The sequence below is a fragment of the Actinobaculum suis genome (assembly GCF_900102025.1).
In the GTDB taxonomy this organism is placed as follows: Bacteria; Actinomycetota; Actinomycetes; order Actinomycetales; family Actinomycetaceae; genus Actinobaculum; species Actinobaculum suis.
The window spans coordinates 1-2,393 of the sequence record NZ_FNAU01000029.1 but is presented as its reverse complement, the minus strand read 5'-3'; the positions used below and the strand labels follow the sequence as shown (position 1 = coordinate 2,393).

Here is a 2,393-nt window from a genome sequence, read left to right as displayed (position 1 = left end):
CCCAAGGGAACCGACCTATCCACCTATTCCGAAGCCTACCTCGACGCCGTCGCCGAAGAACTCAACGACCGGCCACGCAAAACACTAAACTGGAAGAAACCATCAGAAAAAATACTCGAACTCATCAACACCTAACCGTTGCAACCACCACTAGAATCCGCCCAGGGGGGACAAAATCATGCCAGGACCATCCAGCCGACAAGCCCATCATCCCAGGAAATCATCCCCAACGGGCTCTTCAATAATGTAACGGGGTCTGGCTCAGAGTTCACGTTGACTAGTTCAAAGTGAGGGGGCGGCTTCTGCGCAGCAGGGTGCCACTGGCTCTCGTATCGCTCAGAGTACATGTAAAATCACATGGGATTGCGCATGGCGAATCAGTCTTAAATTTACATGTAAAAGACGCCGTGTTCTCGCCCTGGAGGCGGCTGGTTTGTGGGAAACTTGGAGGCGTTACGTTCGAGGTAGAGGGAGGCCGTGGTGGCCAAGCGACGCAAGGTTCCGATGCGCCATATCAACATCGGTGATCTCTCGCGCGGTCAAGCATCGCGCCTGATCAAAGAGGTTGCTGAGAAAGATGAGCCAGCCTACGTTCTGCGTTACGGCAAACCAATCGCCGTGGTGATCTCCAACGAGCGCTACGAACGACTGATGAGTGAAGGAATCGACCCGAGTGAGCACTAACAAATTCTCCAGCCACGTTTCATTGATCTGGAATATCGCGGAGATCCTGCGTGGCGATTACAAGGAACACGAATACGGCGACGTCGTGTTGCCGTTCACTGTGCTGACCCGCCTCGATTCGGTTCTGGTGGACACCAAGCAAGCGGTCTTAGATATCAAAGCCACCTCGGTGCCGAACAAGGTCAAGGAGCTGCAATACGCGAAAGCTACGGGTTACCCGTTTTGGAACACCTCGAATTTCACCCTGAAGACCCTGCTGGACGACCCGGATAATCTTGAGCAGAACTTGAGCTACTACGTGCAAGCGTTTGCTCCCGCTGCGCGTGAAGTGATGGAGGCATACAATTTTTACAATGTTATTGAACGCCTCGATAAAGCGGGCTTGCTCTATCAGGTGCTTTCCGAGTTCACGTCCTCAAAAGTCAACCTTCATCCGGACGTAGTCAGCAATGATCAGATGGGCCACATCTTCGAAGAGCTCATTCGCCGGTTCTCTGATTTGTCGAACGAAACCGCTGGTGAGCACTTCACCCCACGCGAAGTCATCAAGCTCATGGTCAATATCCTGTTCAGCCCCGATGAGGACATCGACCGGATCTGCACTGATGGGGCGATGGCCTCGCTCTACGACCCAGGGGTAGGCACGGGGGGCATGTTGTCGATTGCAGCCCAGCACGTCGCGGACATGAACGAAACCGCACGCCTTGAGGTGTTCGGCCAGGAACTCAATCCGCAAACCTATGCGGTGGCGAAATCGGACATCATGATCAAAGGCGAACGCCAAGAGCGCATCTACTTAGGTAATTCGCTCACTGATGACAAGACCGCAGGTAAGCACTTCGACTACATGCTGTGCAATCCACCGTTCGGGGTGAACTGGAAGAAGTACGCAGCCCCGATCCGCGAGGAAGCCGAGCGCAAGGGTTATCAGGGCCGGTTCGGCGCGGGCACACCCCGGGTCTCGGATGGCTCGTTCCTGTTCTTGCAGCACATGATCTCCAAGATGCAACCCTACGATCCCAACGATCCGGTCAATGCACCCGGAACACGGATCGGCATCGTCTTCAACGGCTCCCCGCTGTTCACCGGTGGGGCTGGCCAGGGCGAGTCCGAAATTCGCCGCTGGATTCTCGAAAACGACTGGCTCGAGGCGATCATCGCCCTACCGGATCAGATGTTCTACAACACCGGAATCCTCACTTACGTGTGGGTGCTCTCTAACCGTAAGGAACGCCGCCGTAAAAACAAGGTGCAGCTCATCGACGCCACCAACTATTTCCAGCGGATGCGCAAACCTCTCGGTGAAAAGCGAAAAAACTCACCGAGGAAAACATTGCCGAGATCACGCGTATCTATGGTGCGTTCCAGGAAACCGAGGTGTCCAAGATTTTCGACACCGAAGACTTCGCCTATCACGAAGTCACAGTCGAACGCCCCTTGCGGCTCAGCTTCCAGGCCAACCCTGAGGCGATCGAGGCGCTTCAAGAATCCAAGACATTCGCTGCACTGGCCACCTCCAGGAAGAAGGCCGAACCAGCCCGTTCCCAGGAGATCGAGGCTGGCAAGCGCCTACAAGACGCAATCATCGACTCCCTACAGGGGCTTGACTCTGAGGGGCCCGACCCCCGGAAAGTGGACATGGGGGTGGTGTTTATGCTGCAAGGTCAAGTGTAGCTGACGCGTGTTTTTCGAAGGTGTCTGGGGCCTGG

General features: G+C 55.3%; 2 protein-coding genes and 1 pseudogene. All 3 read left to right on the top strand.

Annotation, left to right across the window (positions count from 1 at the left end):
- A pseudogene (locus BLT47_RS09210) lies at window positions 1-135 on the top strand (IS30 family transposase); the annotation flags it as partial.
- A gap of 345 nt (window positions 136-480) precedes the next feature.
- Entirely contained in the window at window positions 481-684 is a 204-nt protein-coding gene (locus tag BLT47_RS08730) for a type II toxin-antitoxin system Phd/YefM family antitoxin (protein ID WP_256332593.1), read from the top strand.
- The gene (locus BLT47_RS08725) at window positions 674-2,362 is read left to right on the top strand and encodes a type I restriction-modification system subunit M (RefSeq protein WP_256332592.1); all 1,689 of its coding nucleotides are present in this window, start codon (window positions 674-676) and stop codon (window positions 2,360-2,362) included. The genes BLT47_RS08730 and BLT47_RS08725 overlap by 11 nt, the downstream gene beginning before the upstream one ends.
- Window positions 2,363-2,393: the final 31 nt, after the last annotated feature.